Below are 19,812 nucleotides of genomic sequence, written 5' to 3' on the forward strand. Positions count from 1 at the left end.
GAGCTGATATAATGCTAGAACTTTCCAAGTTTAAAAAACTGTTGGGATTAGATGCCGCTGATACATCAAAAGATATACCTTTGCAATTTGCCATGGATGATACACAGGATACCATATTAAATTACTGCAACCTAACAGATCTACCAAAAGCACTTGAAACTACAGCATACCGAATGGCTATAGACCTATATAGGAATGAAGCTCCAGGGGAAGAAACTACGCCCCTGGGGATAGTGTCCTCTATAACGGAAGGAGATACTTCAACCAGTTTTAAAAGTCCTACGTCTGAGTTCAAAGACCATTTGTTAAAGGATTATAAAGCTCAGCTAAGAAGATTTAGAAAGGTGACATTTCGATGATTAGTGTAGCTATCAAGCAAGCCAGAAAAGCCATAGAAAGCATGTATGATTCCACTTGTACAGTAATTGAATACAAACAGGAAAAAGACCCTGATACAAAGAAAATGGTCAGCAAGGAAACAACTACATACAAGGATAAGCCGTGCCGGTTATCATACTCCAGCAATAAGAAGGCAGATCAGACGGAAGCGGCAAATGCTGTTACTCAGATTATAAAGGTTTTCATTGCTCCGGAGCTTGATATTAAGCCTGGCTCAAAACTGATAATATCTGGCCGAGGCAGAACAACGGAATATAAAAATAGTGGAGTGCCGGCTGTATATAATACTCATCAAGAGATAGTTTTAGAATTGTTTAGGGGGTGGGCTTAATGGCTATTAGATTAAAGGTTGACGTATCTGGCCTGAAGGAGTTTGAAAAACAGCTTAAACAGCTTCAGGAAGAAGACATGCAGCAATTTAATGAACAGATGGTAAAAGAATTGGCTGCAATAGCTTTGTCCAAGCTAATTGGTAAAACCCCAGTAGGAACTTATGACAAACCTGTTCAATTCACCACTAAGGACGGAAAAGAGGTGTCATTTACGCCCCATACAGGTAAACAGGGTGGGACTTTAAGGCGAGGATGGACTTCATCTAAAGAGAGTGAGGCGGCCACTGGAACCGGGGACGGTAAAGATAAAATTAAAGAACATATTGATTTATTAAAAGTAAAAAAAGTTGGAGAAATATATGAGATTGAAATTACTAACCCCGTCAACTATGCATCTTGGGTTGATACAGGTCACAGAATCTATTTAAAGGATAAGATAGGATGGGTTGACGGAAACTTCATGGTAAAGATTACTGAAGAAGAAATGGAATCTCAAGGTCCTGCAATTATTGAAAGGAGACTAAAAGCTTTCCTTAAGGAGGCACTAGATGGTAAATGATATTATTAATGGCATTACAATAAAGATTGATTCGCTGTTTGATGACAATGCTGTTACATACACCGAAGGAGTAGAACAAGACTTTCAGGAGCCATGCTTTTATGTAAAACTCCTAAGGGCAAGCCAAAAGCAAGTTCTTAATAACCGTTACTACCTGGAGCACTCGTTTGATGTTCATTATTTCCCCGGTACTGCTGATAAGAATGCAGAAATGCATGACGCAGCATCAAAGCTGGCCGGACTGGAATATATAACATCCGGAGACAGTTTAAAGCGTGGCACGAGAATGAGTTATGAAATCGTTGATGGAGTGCTGCATTATTTTGTTCAGTATAACTATTATGCATATTTAACCAAAGAAGAGGTTGAGAGAATGCAAAACATATCTGTTCATAATGGAATAGGAGGATAATATGGCAAAAGTCAAACCTGCTGTGAGTGAGAGCGAAAAACCTGCTACATTCACAAAACAACAATTATTAAAAAGTAAAAAATACACTGAAAAGAAAGACCTGATCAACGCCCTCCTGGTGGATGACAGGTCTTATTCTATGGCAGAAGTAGAGGAAATACTTAATAATTTCCTGAAAGGTAAGGTGATTTAATGTTAGGTGGTGGAACTTTTACATCACAAAATAAGGTCCTTCCTGGTGCTTATATAAATTTTGTAAGTGCTGCTAGTGCATCTGCTTCTTTATCCGACAGAGGATTCGTAGCATTTCCTCTAATACTGGACTGGGGAACAGATGGCGAAGTGTTTACGGTGACACAGGAAGACTTCCAAAAGAATTCACTTAAACTTTTTGGATATCCATATACCAATGGAAAACTTAAAGGGTTAAGAGATTTATTTAAATATGCTCAGACCTGCTATTTTTATAAGCTAAATGGTGGTACAGAAGCGAAAAATGATTTTGTGAAAGCAAAGCATAAAGGAGTACGCGGAAATGACCTTAAAACTGTTATTGCCGTAAATGCAGATGATGCGGATAAGTTTGATGTGTCTACATATCTGGATGCCGTTTTAGTAGATGTACAAACAGTAGCTAAGGCAGACGAATTAGTTTCTAATGACTATGTAGAGCCAATTAAAACAGCCACACTTGCTGTTACGGCAGGAACTCCTCTTATAGGTGGAACAAATGGGGATGCGGTAACCGGAATGGATTATCAGAGTTTTTTAACTAAGATAGAAAGCTATTCTTTTAATATCTTGGCTTGCCCGTCTGATTCAGCAGCGGTTATTTCCTTGTTTGTGGCTTTTACAAAGCGCATGAGAGAAGATGTCGGGGTTAAGTTCCAGACGCTTGTCTATCGAACAGCAGCTAATCATGAGGGTGTAATAAATCTTAAGAATGCGGTTACCGACGTTACGGAAGACTTCCCGGCGCATTCCCTGGTATATTGGCTGGCCGGCAGGGAAGCTTCCTGTGCAGTGAATGCAGACCTTACAAACAAGGCGTATGACGGCGAATTTACTATAGATACAAATTACAGCCAGTTAGCTTTATCCGCCGGGATTACAGCCGGCGAATTGATGTTTCATAAGGTTGGGGATAGTGCTCGTATATTGAACGATATCAACTCCTTAACAACCTTCACTGAAGATAAAAGCAGCGATTTTTCCAGTAATCAGGTTATGAGAGTACTGGATCAAGTCGGGAATGATATTGCAGCTTTGTTCTGCGTTAAATACCTGGGTAACATCCAAAATAACAAGGCCGGCAGAATGTCACTGTGGAATGATATTATAAGCTACCTCAATGTATTAGTTACATTAGGAGCCATAGAAGAGTATGATGCCGCTGACATTATTGTAGCTGCTGGAAATGCAAAGGACAGCGTTGTTGTTGATTGTCCAATAACACCGGTATCTGCTATGAAGAAACTTTACATGATAATTACCGTTAACTAAGGAAAGGAGGCGTATAGAACATGGCATATATGAATGCAGAGGATGCTATTAGTGGTTCTCTTGGAGAGTGTTATGTAACTATTCAGGGAAACCGGTATAATTTTATGCAAGCGATCAACTTAGAAGCCAAAGTAGAAAAAACAAAGGCTGAAATACCTATTCTCGGTAAAACCGGAAAAGGCAACAAGACTACCGGCTGGAAAGGCACTGGTAGTGCAACCTTCTACTACAACACAAGTATTTTCCGTGAATTACTATATCTTTATAAGTCGACTGGCCAGGATGTTTATTTTGATATCATGATTACGAATGAAGATCCTACGTCAACCATTGGAAGTCAGACAGTTATCTTAAAAGGATGTAATATTGATGGTGGCATTTTAGCGAAGTTTGATGCTGATGCCGAATATCTGGACGAGGAAATGGATTTCACCTTTGAAGATTGGGAAATGCCAACTAGATTTAATTTATTACCTGGAATGTTACAATAAATCAAAGGCTTACTATCTAAACTGATGGTGAGCCTTACTTTAAATAAATGGAGGAAATATCATGAGTGATTTAAGTTTCTTTTTTGCCGAAAATGCAATAAAAGAAGAAAATGTAAAGTATATAGCATCGAAGAGATTTCAGGACAAGGAAGGAAAACCGGTGGAATGGGAACTGTGCTGCATCTCCTCAAAGGAAGATGAAGATATTCGCAAATCATGTACAAAAAGAATTCCGGTGCCGGGTCAGAAAGGGAGATTCACATCTGAGACAGATACTAACCAATACCTTGGTAAAATAACTGCAAGATGCATTATATACCCTAATCTGAATGATGCTGTATTACAGAACTCCTATGGAGTTATGGGAGCTGACAACCTGTTAAAAGTCATGCTCTTGAGCGGAGAATATGCTGACCTTATCATGAAAGTGCAGGAAATAAACGGATTTAATACTGATATGGAAGAACTGGTTGATGAAGCAAAAAACTAATTGAGACCGATGGAGAGGCAAGCATTCTTTATTACTGTATTCATAAATTACATTGGAAACCAGCCGAATACTTGGGAATGAGTGATGAAGAAAAAGCTTTTGTCATCGCAGCGGTCGAGAAGAAAATAAAAGCAGACCGGGAAGCTGAAAGAAAAGCCAAAAGAAAGTAGGTGAGATATGGGGTCCATAAGAACATCTATACAGATGTATGACGGAGTAACTGCTACATTGCAGAAAATTCAAGATAACGCTTCTAAGACAACACAGCAATTTGATAACATGAATAAGCATTTTCAAGGTGCTTTCAGTGACAATCAATTTAATGCGGCGAAAAATGGCTTCGACAAGATTGATAACGGAATACAGCAAGCTAACAATCAGCAGGAAAAATTCAATAAAGCTATACAAAATAGCCATTCGCATATTGCTAAAGCGGAGGCTGGTTTTAAGGGTTGGCAGAAAGCGATAATTGTTGCAAATCAGGTCCTTGGATTAATTCGTAATACGTTAGGCAGGCTTGGTGTTATGAACATGGATGGAGCGTTTGACCGTATCGATACAATGAACCGCTTTCAAAAAACAGTTACTGTTATGACAGGTGATGCAAATATGGCAAGTGCCGCATTAGCAAACATCAAGGACAATGTATTAGGAACTGCCTATGGTCTTGATGTAGCCAGTAAATCCGCGCAAGGATTTCTCACTAGAGGCATGTCTCTCGGTGCTTCAACCAATCAAGTACGAATATGGGCAGATGCAGTAAGCTTTTACGGCGAAGGTACAAATCAACAGCTCGAAAGTGTAGTTGATGCAATCGGTAAAATGTACAGTAAGGGTAAAGTTGAGGCTGATCAGTTAGACAGGTTATTTGATGCCGGGATAGGAGCTGCCGAAATATACGCAAAAGCAGTTAATAAATCGGTGGGTAGTGTTAAGAAAGACTTAAGCAGCGGTGCAATATCCGCTGCTAATTTTATTAATACAGTAAGCCAGGCTTTAGATTCAGGTATTTCAAGCGGCGCGGCAAAGGAAGCTGGTAATACATGGGCAACCACATTTGCCAATATGCGGGCAGCGATTACAAGAGGCTGGACCAGTGTAATTACCGAACTGGACAATGCACTTGCACAGCAAGGATTGCCGAGCTCTATGGAGATGGTCACCATGTTCGGTCAAAAGATGGAAGAGATACTAAACACAATCGCAGATTCAATGGGATCTGTTATAGAAATGGCCGTGAAAGTTTATAATGTTATGAGTACGGTAGGAGGCTTTATCGTCGATAATTGGTCTATTATTTCTCCGGTTATTTGGGGAGTTGTTGCTGCTTTAACAGCTTACAAGATAGCACTAGTTGCTAACAATATAGTTCAGGCGATTCACAATTTTCAAAAAGGAATTGCAGTGGCAGCGGAATACAACCATGCAAAAGCAATATTAGCAAATAAAGTGGCGTATGACACTGAAACGATAGCTATAGCAAAAGCTACGGTAGCACAGGCAAGTTTTAATACGACTTTATTAGCTTGTCCACTCACATGGATAATCCTGATCATCATAACCCTTATATCTATATTATACTCAGTTATAGCAGTTATAAATAAATTTGCCGGCACATCCATAAGCGCCACAGGTATTATAGCTGGTTCGTTTCTGTGGTTAGCAGCGCTTATTGGAAATACTTTTATTGGTGTTATTAATAGCATCATACAGAATCTTTGGACTGTGTTTGTTGAGCCTTTTATCGGTATTGTTGAGTGGATTCTGAACGTAGCCAATGGCGGATTTAACAGCTTTGGTGGTGCTGTAGCTAACTTAATTGGTCAAATAATTTCTTGGTTTTTATCCTTGGGTAAAGTGGTAACAAAGATTATTGATGCAATCTTTGGGACAAACTGGACAGCAGGACTTTCTTCATTGCAAGACAGTGTTCTTGAGTGGGGGAAAAATGAAAATGCAATAACACTTGATAGGAACGCACCTGGAATTGATCACAGGTTTGATATGACGGATTCATTTGGAAAAGGATATGAATGGGGCGCTAAATTATTCGATGATGAGAGCAATAAAAATAAAGGCCCTGACGAGAATCTTTTTAATAATGTTGACATGTTTAATAATATAGCAGATACGGCTGATAATACAGGAAAAATTGCAAAAGGGGTTAAGATTAGCGATGAAGACCTCAAGTATCTACACGATGTGGCAGAAAGAGAAGCAATCAATAGGTTTACTACAGCTGAAATTAAGGTAGAAATGACAAACAACAACAGTATTAACGGTACAAGGGATATAGATGGTATAGTTGACTATCTAAGAGATGAAGTAGAAGAGGCTATGAGCCGTTCGGCAGAGGGGGTATAATTAATGTACGATTTTTATATGGGCAAGGTGCTGTTGCCGATATCACCCTCTAAAATGCAGACAGTGATCAACAATCAAAACAAGACTATAAACCTTATGAATGAGGGAGAAGTTAATTTAGTTAAGGAACCAGGATTAACAACTTTTAAATTCGATATTATCCTGCCTCTATATACTAATTATCCGTTTGCTAGGTACAAAAGCGGTATATTCCAACCTGCTGGATACTACTTGGCATATTTTGAAAAGCTTAAAGTTAATGGTACACCTTTTGAATTCATAGTAAACCGCTTCAAATACGATCCAAGTACAAAAGCCAAACAGAACATTATGAAAACAAATATGCGTGTCGTCCTTGAAAACTATACGGTAATAGAATCCGTCGATAACGCTCCGGATATAGAGGTATCAATCGATCTGAAAGAATATATAAAATACGGAACCATAGTTAAAGAGATTGATACGAAAACAAATACTGTAAAAAATAGTGTTGTAAATGGTGCAACTAATAAAACTATACCCAATACTTACACTGTTAAGAAAGGTGACACTCTATGGGCTATTGCCAAGAAATTATTAGGAGATGGTGCCAAGTGTTGGAATCTTGCAAAACTAAATAATATAAGTAATCCAAATCGTATACGTCCGGGACAGGTATTGAAAATTCAGGACGTAAAAGCTACAACCGCACCGGCTTCTACAGCAGCAAAGAGTACATCTACAAACAATACAGCAGCAAAGAGCACGCCCACAAAGAGCACAACTACAGTTAAAACGATTACACCGTCAGCCGCTAAAGCCAATGCATTGCTGAAGAACCCATTCCTAATTTCTTCATATGATAGGCAAATACCCTTAACCGAAGGGACGTTAGATAGATTACGGAAGGTAGAAGCAAAAAACAACAAGAGTGCTTCAACATTTGATGATGCAGTGCAAAAGATTATAAATAATAGAAATAAAACATCTGTAAAAAGGTTCAGGAGGTAAATGATATGCAACTGTTTATAGATCACGATAATAAGCGGTATTTTCCTTCTGTGCTCGATGAAGTCAAGTGGACGACTGAAAGAAAAGGTTCTCCCGGTATATTAAGCTTCACGGTTGTAAAAGACGAAGGTCTTGTATTTGCGGAAGGTGATTCCGTTTCATTTAAATACGATGATGAGAAGGTATTTTATGGTTTTGTGTTTACTAAGAAGCGTAATAAAGAAAATCTCATACAGGTAACTGCATATGACCAGCTCCGTTACCTGAAAAACAAAGACACCTATATGTATGAGAATAAAAAGGCAAGCGATGTTATAAAGATGTTGGCTGCTGATTTTCGTCTCCAGACTGGGTTAATTGAGGATACTGGCTATGTTATACCGTCCAGGGATGAAGACAATCAAACACTGTTTGACATTATAAATACCGCTCTTAGACATACCACGGATGCTAGGGGCACTATCTATACTCTATATGATGATTATGGAAAGCTTACCCTAAAAAGCATGCAGAACATGACAATAGATCTACTGATATGTGACGAAAGCGGAGAGGACTTTGATTATAACTCAAGTATTGACACAAATACATACAATAAAATTAAACTGACCTATGATAATGAAAAGAGCAAAAAGAGGGAGGTTTTCATTGCCCAAAGCAGCGCGAATATAAACAAGTGGGGTGTCTTACAGTATTACGAAACAATTAGCGCTGATTCCAAGACAAAAATAGAAGCCATCAGGTCGGCAGCAAAAGCAATGGCAAATACACTACTTACTTTATATAATGCAAAAACCAGAAGCCTCATCTTTAAAAATCTGTTTGGTGATACCAGGGTAAGAGCTGGATCAAGTGTTTATGTGCACATAAATTTAGGGGATATCCTCCTTAAAAACTATATGTTGGTTAATAAAGCAACTCATTATTACAGTAAAGACAGCCACTTTATGGACCTTGAACTGATTGGAGGTGGTATTTTTGGCAACTGAGGGATTAATACCGTTGCTTAAGCGTATAGCGCTTGAGGCAGTAGAAGCCAGTAAGCCTACAGTGGTCCTGTTCGGCACAGTAAGTAGCATTAATCCACTGTCTATATATCTGGAGCAGAAGCGCACCATTACAAAAAGCTTTCTTGTAGTGACAGATAAGGCAAAGTACTTGGCTGTTGGTGATGGTGTTGTTATGGTCAGGATGCAAGGCGGGCAAAAATACATAATTATAGACAAGGTGGTGGATGATGGCTGACTTAGAATATACAGAGGTAGAAGTTACGGAACAGCCAAGCAAGACCTATCGATTGGACACATCTAATAACAAAATATTGGGTAAAATTGATGAATTGGAAGCTATTAAGCAGGCCATTTATCTCCGGCTTAATACCGAAAAAGATGAACATCTTATTTATGGTCCTGATTATGGCATACAACTGGAGGATCTATATGGCGAGCCTAATAGTTACGTGCTACCAACCCTGCAAGGAAGGATAGCAGAAGCCCTATACCAGGATGAGAGGATTTTAGGCGTAGATGATTTTTACTTTACAGAAGAAAAAGGCAGCATAACGGCATCCTTTACTGTACATACCAATCTTGGAGATATTGAAAGTGAATTGGAGGTGAACATCTAATGTATGAGGCAAATACATATGAAGCTATTCTTGCTCGAATGCTGGATAAAATACCGGATACTCTAGATAAAAGGGAAGGAAGTATTATTTACGATGCGTTGGCACCGGTGGCCGTGGAATTGACGCAAGCCTATATTGAAATGGATGTTATTTTGAATGAATCCTTTGCAGATACAGCATCCAGAGAATATCTAATTAAGCGTGCTGCTGAAAGAGGATTAATCCCTTCACCGGCAACCCATACGGTGGCTAAGGGTGAGTTTAATATTGATGTGTCTGCAGGAGATAGATTCAGTTGCGGCGATTACAATTATGCTGCAACTGAAAAGATTTCTACTGGTGCATGGAAGTTGAAATGTGAAACTGCCGGCGGTACACCAAATGGGAATCTTGGCATGCTGATTCCGGTCGATTACATTGACGGCTTAGAAAGTGCACAATTAACGGAAATCTTGATACCGGGTGAAGATGAAGAAGAAACGGAAGATTTTCGAGCCAGGTATTATGCTACCTTATCAACTAAGAGTTTCGGAGGTAACCAGGCTGATTACATAGAAAAGGTTAATGCAATATCTGGTGTAGGTGGTGTTAAAGTGTATCCAATTTGGAATGGTGGAGGAACTGTAAAGCTAGTTATAATTAATTCGGAATTCGGTAAGGCATCTGATACATTAATTGATACAGTACAGACTATTATAGATCCGATAGTAAATCAAGGAGCCGGTGATGGCCTGGCACCTATTGGACATGTGGTTACTGTGGAAACTGTAACAGAAACAATCATAGATATTTCATTCTCCGTAACATACCAGGAAGGATATAGCTTTGAAGATATCGAAAGTTATATAACAACAATGATAGATAGTTATTTCTTAGAATTGTGCAAGGCTTGGGCGGATGGTGATGGTTTAATAGTTCGTATTTCGCAACTGGAATCCAAGCTATTAAATATCACAGGTGTTTTGGACGTAACCGGCACCACAATTAATGAAGCAGCATCTAACTTAGTATTGAGTACTGATGCTATACCGGTAAGGGGGACTGTAGTTGGATAGAGAAATAAATCTTATAGAGTATCTTCCAGGAGTACTAAGGGAAGTGAAAGAGTTTAAAGCTTTTGCAAAAGCAGAGAACCCGGAAGCTATAAAGTTATGGGAAGAACTTGAGAATGTTCTGGATGATCAATTCGTAAATGAATCGACTTTAAATGGGGTAAAACGTTGGGAAAGTATCTTGGGCATAAAAGCGCTTGACACAGATACTCTAAGTGACCGCAAATTTCGGATATTATCCCGGTTAAATGAGCAGCTTCCATATACCTATAAAAACTTGGAATCACAATTATCATTACTTTGCGGGGAAAACGGTTACAAACTACATTTAGACAATAGTACATATGAGCTGATTGTAAAAGTGGCTTTAACTGCCAAGAAAAAATTTGCGGAAGTAGGAAATCTCCTTGATCGAGTGGTACCGTGCAATATTGTAATATCACTAATTCTTATGTATAACCAGCATAGCACATTAAGTCAGTTCACACACGCTCATTTGAGTCAATATACACATAATCAACTAAGAGAGGAGGTGTTGAGTTAATGGAAGAAACAATTAACTTCAACTTAAAAAAGCCAGCTTCTGAGGATTTCTATAATGTACAAGATATTAATGACAACATGGATATAATTGACTCAGAAATCAAAACAGCACAGGACAAAGCAGACAAGGCTTTTCAGTCAGCCAGTAATGGTAAAGAAGCTATCAAGGCAGCCATTACTGGCGTAGATCCGGAAGTAACCATACCAAATGATGCTACTTTTCAACAATTAGCTGATGCAATAGGGCAAATAGAAACCGGGGTAAATACGGATGATGCTACAGCAACAGCAGAGAAGATATTAGCAGGAATGACCGCTTATGTAAAAGGGGCTAAGGTAGCAGGTACAATGATTAATAGATCAGGAGCCACGCATATGGCTGATAATCTTTATGCTGATACTGGATATGTCATATTAAAACCACCAATCGGTTATTATGATGGTGTTGATGGTAGTAGTGTAAGGCAGAATGAACCAAACCTGAGGTCAGAAAATATACGCGGCGGAGTAAGCATTTTTGGAGTGGCAGGTAATTCAAATGTTGTTGATACATCAGACGGTGTATTAGATGCTAATCTGATGGTACAAGGACTTAGAGGCTATTCAAAGGGTTCCAAGTATGCTGGAACAATGACCAACAGACTTTCTGGAAATGATGTATTAGCAGAAGGGTATGCTGTAAAAGGAACATCATTATATCTTAGACCACCCAGTAGAAATGCCTTTAATGGTGGGTCCGTGTATAAAGATGAACCAAATCTTATATCTTCTAACATATTAAGTGGGAAAAACATCTTCGGAGTTGTAGGCTCTGTTATTGCAGGTAAAAGATATGCGACCGGTATAGTAACAAGTAGTAATACAAGTACGACATTCAAGAACCCGGGCAACGTATCCTACTATAAATCATATATTATTTTAAGTCAATTAAACCTAACTTTTACACCTAGCATAATTTTATTTGTTAATAATAGTAGTAGTTTCACATTTACAAATAAATCAGGTTATTTCGGGAATGACGGAGGGTACTGTACAGTAAGTCTTGTGGAATCTACCGCGTTAAGGCATATTACATATCCAGATACCTATATTGCTTCGGATATTTTTAGCAACCAAGTTACATTTTATGCCTATGAATAGAAAGGAACGATGATTATGGATGATACATTAGTTATTTATGACGGAACAGGACATATTATATTTCAGGGTAGCGGTGATGTAAGGGAACCTGTAGGAATTCCTTTCTTATGGGCAGAAGTTCCGGAAGGAAAACGAGTTACTGGTGTAGATGTAACCGTTACACCTAACATTGCTATACTAGAAGATATACCAAAATCAGAAACACAAATATTAAAAGAACAAGTTGACAGCCTAACAGTCGCTATGGCGGAAATAATGGGGGTGTAATGTATGCCTATTTGGAAACTAAATATATTTAAACGTGCAGTTATTATTCGGTGTGGAGTAGGCGAAGGAACAGCAGAAGATATCGTTGCGACCTATCCTAAACTTACACCAGAAGAACAGCAAGAAGTCATTACTGCAGTAAATGCAGAATTAAATAATTAGTAAGATTATGAGCCTTAGGCTCTTTTTTTAATACGAAAATTTACAACGAGAGGTAGTTACATGAGTGAAAACGTTATTGTAGCACTAATTACATTATTCGGTAGCGGAATTGGTTCCCTGTGCGGCATTGTAATATCTAGCAAGCTTACTAATTACCGCATAGAGCAGCTTGAAAAGAAAGTGGAAAAGCATAATACGGTAATTGAAAGAACGTTTGTGTTAGAAGAACAAATGAAAGTAGCTAATCACCGAATAGCTGACTTAGAGAAAGGAGCATGACATGAAAGATAAACTAGCTAAACTAATCAATGTAAAATCTATAGTAACATTGATACTAACCGGTGTATTTTCTTATCTTGCTATAACAAAAGAAATTACTGGAGAACAGTTCCTGATGATTTTTACTACAATTATTGCATTTTATTTTGGCACACAGAGCGAGAAGAAAAAGAATGAAGGTGAATAATATGGATAGATATCTTATAGCAGTAGATTCCGGACATGGAATGGAAACCGCCGGAAAAAGAACTCCTCCGATGCCAGAACAGTGGTTTAATAAGAAAAAAGGGGAGGTTATACACGAAAAGGAATTTAATAAACCCACTGCCGAATATTTAATTGAAGATTTAACCAGGTGCGGATTTGATACTATTAATGTTAGTTCCGGTACTAAAGACATCCCTCTAAATGACCGCTACACAGCTGCAAACAACGCAAAGGCAGATTTATTTATATCTAAGCATTACAATGCAAAAGATGGCAAATGGGGAACGCAGAACGGCATAGAAACTATTATATCTCAATATGCTTCGGCTAACTCTAAAAAATTGGCTGAATTAGTGCAGGCAGAGTTAGTAAAGGAACATAAGCGTACTAACAGAGGAGTTAAAACAGATATAGCACAATCAAAAATGAACATAGCAGTTTTGAGATATACCAACATGCCGGCAATCCTTACCGAAAGCGGATTTATGGATAATCTGGAAGAAGCAAAAACTATGTTAGATCCCTGCTTTCAAAAAGCGGATGCAGAGGCAACCTGCCGTGGAATTTGTAAGTATTTAGGAGTTGAGTACGTGCCGGAAGCAGAAGATTATATTCCGGATGCACCTATTAATCAGACGTCCGATGCTAAGGCTATAAAATGGCTACAAGAGCATCTTAATAAGGCCAATCCCAATTATACAATACCTGTGACTGGAAAATATGATTCTAAGACCAGGATAGCACTCTTAATGTACGCAGAATCAAAAGGGTGGGATTGGAGTAAAAATACCGGTTATTCAGCAGGGCAGGGCACTATTAGTTCTTTGACAAAGGTTTAATATGAAACCCCGGTCAACTGACCGGGGTATTTTAACTAATAACATTATCAAGAAAGGAAGTACCATATCAAAGATTTGTAACAACTTTTTCTTTTCCAGAATTCATATTTCTAAATTCAGAAACAAATTTAACTGCATTATAGTTTCCTGTTGTATCAAAACCAATATAATCAATCGTATTATCTTTTGTATAAGTGAAAATCAAGTAAGTGTGCTCAATTTTATCTTTCTTTTCCTTTACTCTTCCACCTATCATTGCACCTAATGGTCCGAACAATGCAGCTCCTCCAATTGCACCACCGGCACTTGATACATATCGCTTCTGAATCTCGACATCTGTATTTAGACTGACATCATTTACTTTAGCTTTACTCAAATTAAATTGAGCGCCATTTGCTGATATTTCATACCTGTCAGGATATGAGCAGATAGTACATTGTGTATTTTCTGCAATAGGAAGACCGCTCGTGTGCCTAGCGGTTAAAGAATATGTCATTCCCTTGTTCTTTAGAGTTTGTAATTTGCTCTTTCCTTCCTTTCGCGCTTTGGATGTTGATATTAACATTTTAATACAGAATATTATGAAAAGTAATAAAACAGCCAATATAATAAATCCTGGCAACATTTCCCTGAGTGTTGATTGACCAATTTTAGTATCCATAATTCACATTCTTCCTTCCTCTTAAAAATTATTTCTATAATATATAATCGCAATATATTTATCAGCTAAATAATACCATTGATTCAGAAATTATGCAATGGAGCGTAGGTATATTTACATGGTTACACTCGTGTTGCATTTCGTGTTGCATGAGTATGAAAATTACACTTTTTTTAAGTATAATAGCCATACACGAAGAAAAATAAAAACACGTACAAGACCAGTGTTTAACGGAAGTGTACGTGTTTTAGCTAAATGATGTAATAACTATGTCAGGGGTTCAAGTCCCCTATGCTCCATTATTTAAACTTAGTAAAATCAAGGCTTATAGGATTTAAGGGAAAGAACGGCATTCAGAAATATCAACTAACGTTTCATTGAGATGGATTGCTATTAAGCTTGGAGAGGACGGCTTTCTTATAGTCACTATATCTTTCAGGAATTTCCCTATTATAACATCTGTGTATATATTCAATCCATCTAATTCTTCGCCCCCATATTTCACTACCTGAAAATGGTAGTTTAAAGGAAGTTCTAATTATTATATTTTCCTTTGCGATTTTTTTCATTTTCTTCTCCAAATACATATTATTTTACAAAATTGATTTAGAACTTCTAACTATTTTTTGACTTTTATTTTTTTATCTTCAAGTTCCTAAATCTTTTGTAATTAGTGTTGTCTTTAAACCTTATAAATTTCAGTATAGTTTTTATTGGGAACCGTCATTATCTACAAAGTATCCATTTTTCCTTCCCCTGCTCTAACCTTTTTTATTTCTATTCAACTGATACTTCCTCTCTTTCCTTTTTTCTTATTTTTCTATAAGGTAAATGATGCCATTTTAGAAAGGTCTGTGCAATGAAATAAAAATAACGATTACTTAAGATGTCTTTTTGTGTTGCAGAGTATTGGAATGGGTGGTAGCATATGGATAATCATACAGATATCAAAAAGGAAGGTAAAAAAGAAACAGTTGATAAAAGTCCAACAAGACAAACAAGAACGATTGAGCATTTATGATGAGCAGCTTTTTTATTATAAATAAAATTACTGTGGCGCATTCTTGCTGGTAAATTACAGCCGGTACGGGATGGTGCCGCCCTTTATAAGGAGTATCGCATATGAAAATGTACATGTCAGTGTTCCGCATACGTTTTATTAATAGCCTGCAATATCGTGCCGTTACACTTGGAGCGATTATTACAAGACTTGCGTGGGGGGTTATGGAAATATTGGCCTATTCCATGCTTTATCGCACCGGTGGTGCCATTTTTCCAATGGAGTTCTCCCAGACGGTTTCCTACATATGGATGCAGCAGGCATTTTTTGGACTGTTCCTTGTTGTATTTTTAGATGGCGAAATTTACTCGTCTATTGGAAGTGGTTCCATTGCCTATGAACTCGTCCGTCCAATGGATTTATATGGCCGCTGGTTTTGCCAGTCAGCTGCTAACCGGGTTGTGTTTACAGTACTCAATTGTTTGCCGGTGCTGCTTGTGGCATTCATCGTGCCAGAGCCGTACAGAATGTCCCTGTCCCTTGGTGTGGAACGGTTCTTCCTCTTTTTATTGTCGTCGGTGCTTGCATTAATGGTAGTTGTAGCGTTTGCTATGCTTATGTATATTTCGTTATTCTATTTGTTATCTCAAAGAGGTATAAAAATTATAGTATCTGCTTTGACAATATTTTTGTCCGGGGGCATCATACCTTTACCGTTTTTTCCCGAACCGGTGCTTACCATTGTTCAAATACTTCCGTTTGCAGCGATGCAAAATATGCCGCTTCTTATATATAGTGGAAATATTGCAGGTGCGAATGCCTTTAAGGGAATCATTTTTCAATTATTTTGGTTTGGGATGCTGTTTCTTATAGGACAGCTTACCATGCGCCGTGCCTTGAAAAAAGTAGTTGTACAGGGAGGATAGTGAAAAATCAGGATTGCTTCATAAAGTAAATAATGGAACAATTTGATTTGAAAATATTGTGCTGATGGCCAAAAATTGTGATGTTTTGGCAGAATGGAGATCAATATGAAGTTGTACTTAAATTTTATAGCATTGAACCTGAAAAGCCAGATGCAGTATAAGGCATCCTTCTTTTTAAGTGTATTGGGACAGTTTATCACGGCATTTACGATGTTCTTCGGCTTAAATTTTATTTTTTTAAGGGTTAACGCCGTGGATGAATTCACTTACCAGCAAGTGCTCTTATGCTTTGCGGTTGTAATGACGGCGTTTTCACTTGGGGAGATGTTTGGGGGCGGACTGGCTGTTTTCCCGCGTATGCTTGGTAATGGCGAGTTTGATCGCGCTCTTGTCAGGCCTAGAAACATTATATTACAAATACTGATGCCTAATATGGATTTCACGCGAATTGGTTTACTGATACAGGCTGTGATCGTGCTATGCTATGCAATCCCGATCAGTGGAATTGAGTGGACTTGGAAAAAGGTTCTGACACTCTGTATGATGATACTTTGTGGAAGTGCTTTATTTTTTGGATTATTTCTGTTTAAAGCGGCATGTTCATTCTTTACAGTGGAGAGTTTGGAGTTTATGAATATTTTCACCTATGGTGCACGTCAGTTTGGCAGATACCCGTTCTCTGTGTATGGAAAAGGCATTTTAAAATTTCTAACATTTGTGATTCCACTGGCTTTGTTTCAATATTACCCTCTGTTGTATTTGCTAGGTAAAGAACAGAGTCCGTTCTTTATGTTCTTGCCGGTGACGGCATTACTATTTTTGATTCCTAGTTATGTGTTTTTTAGATTTGGTTTGAGCCGGTATAAATCGACCGGTTCGTGAGTTGACTGGGTTGGTATCCTTTCCTGATTAAAATGGTATGCCTTTGGGATGTATTACTGTATGGTTTCCCAGTTAGCCAGGATGCTGCTCCGGTATTTCAAGGGCGTAGTCTGAAGGTGATTCTTGAAATGTTTGTTGAAGGAAGAGGCATCTCTAAAACCACAGGAGTATGCTATCTCGGATACAGAAAGATCGGATTCCAGGAGCAGCTGTCGGGCGATTTTGATGCGGTACTGGATTAGATATTTCTGCGGTGACAGGGAAGTAGCATTGATAAATAATTTATAGAGATAGGTGCGGTCAATGCAAAGGAATTTTGCAATGTCGGCAATGCGGATATCGTAGGTATAATTATTGTGGATGTAATCCATAGCCCTGGTAATATAATTTTCATAGACAACCCCTGAAGGTGCTTGGACAGGAGGACAAATATGGGAGAAGCAGCGGTAAAGCAAGCCAAGATAGAGCAGCTCATTTCCCTGGCGCTCGGTGAAAGCTTGGATTAAGGAAAACAGATCCTTACATAGCATGCCGCTGCTGTAATCCTTTAGAATCAGACTGGTATGGGATAGGCCGCTTAATTTTAATAGGTTGGGGACATCATACCCATCAAAGCCGATCCAGCAATATTCCCAGGGATTCTGGTCATCCGCGCAGTACAGGGTTGTGACTCCCGGATGAATTAAAAAGCCCTCCCCTTCTCCTACATGATATACTGACCCATTCACATGATAGGTGCCTTGCCCATGTAAAACAAAATGAATCAAATAATGAGGGCGGATGGCAGGGCCAAAGGAATGGGACGGTTTGCATTGTTCATGACCGCAATGATATAGTACCAGAGGCCTTCCGGCGATAATATTACTGTCTTGTACTGGTAGTGACTTCATGATGCTTCCTCCTTCTGCTCGATGGCGGTTACAGATAACGGTTGATTTAATTGACCATATTTTTGTATACAAAATCAACATAACGACAATTTTTCGAAACAAATGACATAGATTCCAGCATAGTTACATTATATAATAGACAATAACATATTACAAATAATAAGGAGAAGAAATTATGGTTAAGATAACTTTTCTAGGTGCTGGAAGTACAGTATTTGCAAGGAATGTTTTGGGAGACTGCATGTGTACGCCAAGTCTTTGCAAGGCGGAAATTGCTCTTTATGATATTGATGCCAAGCGGTTGGAGGAATCGGAAATCATACTAAAGGCAATCAACAAAAATGTTAATTCAACAAGAGCGCGGATTAAAACCTATCTGGGAGTAGAGCAGAGAAAAGAGGCGCTTCGGAATGCGGATTTCGTCATTAATGCAATCCAGGTGGGAGGTTATGATCCCTGTACCATTGTGGATTTTGAGCTTCCCAAGAAATACGGCCTGAAGCAGACCATTGCGGATACTTTGGGAATCGGAGGAATTATGCGTGGGCTTCGGACAATCCCTGTGATGAGGGATTTTGCAAGGGATATGGAGGAAGTATGTCCGGACACCCTGTTCTTGAATTATACGAATCCAATGGCAATACTGACCGGATATATGCAAAGATATACAAAGATTCGTACCGTCGGCTTATGTCATAGTGTCCAGATATGTTCCGAGACTCTGCTGAAGGGACTGGATATGGAAGATAAGCTGGAGGGCCGCAGTGAGTTGATTGCGGGGATTAATCATATGTCATGGCTTCTGGAGATTAGGGACAGGGATGGAAAGGATCTGTATCCGGAGATCAAGGAACGTGCACTGAGGAAGAATGCAGGCGGGAAGCATAATGACATGGTGCGTTATGAATATATTAAGCACCTTGGCTATTATTGCACGGAATCCAGCGAGCACAACGCGGAATACAATCCTTTCTTTATCAAGGCAAAATATCCGGAGTTGATTGACCGGTTTAATATTCCGCTGGATGAGTATCCAAGAAGATGCATTAAACAGATTCAGGGCTGGGAGAACGAAAAGAATAGCATTCTTCAGGATGGAAAGATCATCCATGAGCGGTCTCATGAGTATGCCTCCTATATCATGGAAGCGGTTGTAACGAATCAGCCGATTAAAATCGGTGGTAATGTATTAAATACCGGGCTGATTGATAATCTTCCTGGGGATTCTTGCGTGGAGGTTCCCTGTCTTGTAGATGCTCGGGGAATCCACCCCTGCCATGTGGGTAGATTGCCGGTGCAGCTGGCGGCAATGAATATGACAAATGTCAATGTCCAGCTGATGACCATCGAAGCGGCACATACCAAGAATCGTGAGAATATTTATCAGGCAGCGATGCTGGACCCTCATACCAGTGCTGAGCTGTCCATCGACGATATCGTTGCTATGTGCGATGAGTTAATTGAAGCTCATGGAGATTATATGAAGGATTATTTATAATTGACAGATGAGCGAGCCAGGTTTTCCTATAGGATCGCTGAAAAGTTATAGATTTTCTACACAAAATGAGCTTAATATGAAGCTATCTTACGATAATTTATTCTGATTTTAACAAAAAGAGCGGGAATGTCAACGTTGGTGCATATGCACTGTTGACATTCCCGCTCTTTGATTGAGCCGATTTTCCCCCTATTACCATTTCTAGATAAAATAGGTATACGCATTATCTTTTGTTTGATATAATAAAGTTATGAAATATGCATTAAAATAAGTCTTCAAATCTCCACTAAATTAACCTA

27 protein-coding genes are annotated in these 19,812 nt (G+C 38.7%); 24 read left to right on the forward strand and 3 right to left on the reverse strand.

Going from position 1 to position 19,812, the window contains the following annotated elements; genetic code table 11:
- Positions 1-11 precede the first annotated feature (11 nt).
- The 21 genes from RT261_RS11445 (at position 12) to RT261_RS11545 (ending at position 13,656) form a co-directional block, all read left to right on the forward strand.
- Complete coding sequence (locus tag RT261_RS11445) at positions 12-359, forward strand: hypothetical protein (protein WP_313132636.1); 348 nt, start codon at positions 12-14, stop codon at positions 357-359.
- Complete coding sequence (locus tag RT261_RS11450) at positions 356-730, forward strand: hypothetical protein (protein ID WP_313132637.1); 375 nt, start codon at positions 356-358, stop codon at positions 728-730. Before RT261_RS11445 ends, RT261_RS11450 begins: the two co-directional genes overlap by 4 nt.
- Positions 730-1,290, forward strand: a complete 561-nt coding sequence (locus RT261_RS11455) for an HK97 gp10 family phage protein (RefSeq protein ID WP_313132638.1) — start codon at positions 730-732, stop codon at positions 1,288-1,290. Before RT261_RS11450 ends, RT261_RS11455 begins: the two co-directional genes overlap by 1 nt.
- Positions 1,280-1,702, forward strand: a complete 423-nt coding sequence (locus tag RT261_RS11460) for a phage tail terminator family protein (protein WP_313132639.1) — start codon at positions 1,280-1,282, stop codon at positions 1,700-1,702. Before RT261_RS11455 ends, RT261_RS11460 begins: the two co-directional genes overlap by 11 nt.
- Before the next feature lies 1 nt (position 1,703).
- Positions 1,704-1,895: a hypothetical protein gene (locus RT261_RS11465; protein ID WP_313132640.1), complete on the forward strand. Its 192-nt coding sequence runs from the start codon at positions 1,704-1,706 to the stop codon at positions 1,893-1,895.
- Positions 1,895-3,205 (forward strand): phage tail sheath family protein, encoded by a 1,311-nt coding sequence (locus RT261_RS11470; protein WP_313132642.1) that lies wholly within the window; start codon positions 1,895-1,897, stop codon positions 3,203-3,205. The genes RT261_RS11465 and RT261_RS11470 overlap by 1 nt, the downstream gene beginning before the upstream one ends.
- 20 nt (positions 3,206-3,225) lie before the next feature.
- Positions 3,226-3,696 (forward strand): phage tail tube protein, encoded by a 471-nt coding sequence (locus tag RT261_RS11475; RefSeq protein WP_313132643.1) that lies wholly within the window; start codon positions 3,226-3,228, stop codon positions 3,694-3,696.
- A gap of 61 nt (positions 3,697-3,757) precedes the next feature.
- Complete coding sequence (locus tag RT261_RS11480) at positions 3,758-4,186, forward strand: phage tail assembly chaperone (protein WP_313132645.1); 429 nt, start codon at positions 3,758-3,760, stop codon at positions 4,184-4,186.
- 177 nt (positions 4,187-4,363) lie between these two features.
- Positions 4,364-6,550: a tape measure protein gene (locus RT261_RS11485; RefSeq protein ID WP_313132646.1), complete on the forward strand. Its 2,187-nt coding sequence runs from the start codon at positions 4,364-4,366 to the stop codon at positions 6,548-6,550.
- A gap of 3 nt (positions 6,551-6,553) precedes the next feature.
- Positions 6,554-7,540 carry a LysM peptidoglycan-binding domain-containing protein gene (locus RT261_RS11490; protein WP_313132647.1) on the forward strand — a complete coding sequence of 329 codons (987 nt, stop codon included), beginning with the start codon at positions 6,554-6,556 and terminating at the stop codon, positions 7,538-7,540.
- Positions 7,541-7,545: 5 nt separating this feature from the next.
- Positions 7,546-8,529 (forward strand): XkdQ/YqbQ family protein, encoded by a 984-nt coding sequence (locus RT261_RS11495; protein WP_313132649.1) that lies wholly within the window; start codon positions 7,546-7,548, stop codon positions 8,527-8,529.
- Positions 8,519-8,785: a DUF2577 domain-containing protein gene (locus RT261_RS11500; RefSeq protein WP_313132650.1), complete on the forward strand. Its 267-nt coding sequence runs from the start codon at positions 8,519-8,521 to the stop codon at positions 8,783-8,785. The genes RT261_RS11495 and RT261_RS11500 overlap by 11 nt, the downstream gene beginning before the upstream one ends.
- On the forward strand, positions 8,778-9,167 hold the full coding sequence (locus RT261_RS11505) for a DUF2634 domain-containing protein (RefSeq protein ID WP_313132651.1): 390 nt from the start codon (positions 8,778-8,780) through the stop codon (positions 9,165-9,167). The genes RT261_RS11500 and RT261_RS11505 overlap by 8 nt, the downstream gene beginning before the upstream one ends.
- Positions 9,167-10,222, forward strand: a complete 1,056-nt coding sequence (locus tag RT261_RS11510; protein ID WP_313132652.1) for a baseplate J/gp47 family protein — start codon at positions 9,167-9,169, stop codon at positions 10,220-10,222. The genes RT261_RS11505 and RT261_RS11510 overlap by 1 nt, the downstream gene beginning before the upstream one ends.
- The gene (locus RT261_RS11515) at positions 10,215-10,763 is read left to right on the forward strand and encodes a putative phage tail protein (protein WP_313132654.1); all 549 of its coding nucleotides are present in this window, start codon (positions 10,215-10,217) and stop codon (positions 10,761-10,763) included. The genes RT261_RS11510 and RT261_RS11515 overlap by 8 nt, the downstream gene beginning before the upstream one ends.
- A complete protein-coding gene (locus tag RT261_RS11520) occupies positions 10,763-11,902 on the forward strand; it encodes a hypothetical protein (protein WP_313132655.1) in 1,140 nt (379 codons plus the stop codon). The genes RT261_RS11515 and RT261_RS11520 overlap by 1 nt, the downstream gene beginning before the upstream one ends.
- Before the next feature lie 15 nt (positions 11,903-11,917).
- The gene (locus tag RT261_RS11525) at positions 11,918-12,169 is read left to right on the forward strand and encodes a hypothetical protein (protein WP_313132657.1); all 252 of its coding nucleotides are present in this window, start codon (positions 11,918-11,920) and stop codon (positions 12,167-12,169) included.
- Between the two features lie 3 nt (positions 12,170-12,172).
- On the forward strand, positions 12,173-12,331 hold the full coding sequence (locus RT261_RS11530) for a hypothetical protein (RefSeq protein WP_313132658.1): 159 nt from the start codon (positions 12,173-12,175) through the stop codon (positions 12,329-12,331).
- A gap of 60 nt (positions 12,332-12,391) precedes the next feature.
- A complete protein-coding gene (locus RT261_RS11535) occupies positions 12,392-12,610 on the forward strand; it encodes a hypothetical protein (protein ID WP_313132659.1) in 219 nt (72 codons plus the stop codon).
- Position 12,611: 1 nt separating this feature from the next.
- Positions 12,612-12,797, forward strand: a complete 186-nt coding sequence (locus tag RT261_RS11540; protein WP_313132660.1) for a hypothetical protein — start codon at positions 12,612-12,614, stop codon at positions 12,795-12,797.
- Position 12,798: 1 nt separating this feature from the next.
- Positions 12,799-13,656 (forward strand): N-acetylmuramoyl-L-alanine amidase family protein, encoded by an 858-nt coding sequence (locus RT261_RS11545; RefSeq protein WP_313132661.1) that lies wholly within the window; start codon positions 12,799-12,801, stop codon positions 13,654-13,656.
- A gap of 67 nt (positions 13,657-13,723) precedes the next feature.
- Here RT261_RS11545 and RT261_RS11550 read toward each other — a convergent pair whose 3' ends face one another.
- Positions 13,724-14,317: a hypothetical protein gene (locus RT261_RS11550; RefSeq protein WP_313132662.1), complete on the reverse strand. Its 594-nt coding sequence runs from the start codon at positions 14,315-14,317 to the stop codon at positions 13,724-13,726.
- 374 nt (positions 14,318-14,691) lie between these two features.
- Complete coding sequence (locus RT261_RS11555) at positions 14,692-14,886, reverse strand: hypothetical protein (protein ID WP_313132663.1); 195 nt, start codon at positions 14,884-14,886, stop codon at positions 14,692-14,694.
- Positions 14,887-15,445: 559 nt separating this feature from the next.
- Between RT261_RS11555 and RT261_RS11560 the strand changes: the two genes are divergently transcribed.
- Complete coding sequence (locus RT261_RS11560; RefSeq protein WP_313132664.1) at positions 15,446-16,243, forward strand: ABC transporter permease; 798 nt, start codon at positions 15,446-15,448, stop codon at positions 16,241-16,243.
- 105 nt (positions 16,244-16,348) lie between these two features.
- Positions 16,349-17,125 carry an ABC transporter permease gene (locus RT261_RS11565; RefSeq protein ID WP_313132665.1) on the forward strand — a complete coding sequence of 259 codons (777 nt, stop codon included), beginning with the start codon at positions 16,349-16,351 and terminating at the stop codon, positions 17,123-17,125.
- A gap of 53 nt (positions 17,126-17,178) precedes the next feature.
- Here the strand turns inward: RT261_RS11565 and RT261_RS11570 are convergent, their stop codons facing one another.
- The gene (locus tag RT261_RS11570; RefSeq protein WP_313132666.1) at positions 17,179-18,015 is read right to left on the reverse strand and encodes an AraC family transcriptional regulator; all 837 of its coding nucleotides are present in this window, start codon (positions 18,013-18,015) and stop codon (positions 17,179-17,181) included.
- Between the two features lie 175 nt (positions 18,016-18,190).
- Here RT261_RS11570 and RT261_RS11575 point away from each other — a divergent pair, with 175 nt between their 5' ends.
- Complete coding sequence (locus RT261_RS11575) at positions 18,191-19,513, forward strand: alpha-glucosidase/alpha-galactosidase (RefSeq protein WP_313132667.1); 1,323 nt, start codon at positions 18,191-18,193, stop codon at positions 19,511-19,513.
- The last annotated feature ends 299 nt before the right edge of the window (positions 19,514-19,812 follow it).

It is taken from the genome of Anaerocolumna sp. (assembly GCF_032079385.1).
Lineage (GTDB): Bacteria > Bacillota > Clostridia > Lachnospirales > Lachnospiraceae > Anaerocolumna.